This is a genomic window from Desulforhabdus sp. TSK (assembly GCF_022836495.1).
In the GTDB taxonomy this organism is placed as follows: Bacteria; Desulfobacterota; Syntrophobacteria; order Syntrophobacterales; family Syntrophobacteraceae; genus Desulforhabdus.
This window is the reverse complement of sequence record NZ_BQXM01000282.1, coordinates 1-255: the sequence shown is the minus strand read 5'-3', so window position 1 is coordinate 255 and position 255 is coordinate 1. Positions and strand designations below refer to the sequence as shown.

Annotated in this window: 1 pseudogene; it reads right to left on the bottom strand. The window is 62.0% G+C overall.

Going from position 1 to position 255, the window contains the following annotated elements:
- Nucleotides 1-241: pseudogene (locus MWC30_RS22400) on the bottom strand (NADH-quinone oxidoreductase); the annotation flags it as partial.
- Nucleotides 242-255: the final 14 nt, after the last annotated feature.

Genomic DNA, 255 nt, shown 5'->3' with positions numbered 1-255 from the left:
CCGCCATCTGGTTGTACACCTTCACCAGGATGGGCGCCTGCTTGTGGCTGATCGTCCCCACCACCATGAGAAGGTCCGCCTGCCTCGGTGAAAAACGCGGCAGCGCCGCGCCGAACCGGTCCAGGTCGTACTTGGGGCCCGCCACGGACATGAACTCCATCCCGCAGCACGCCGTCACGAACGGGTACTGAAAAAAGGAGTACTTCCTCGACCAGTTCACCAGCTCCTCGAGCTTCGTCAATACGACGCTCCCCT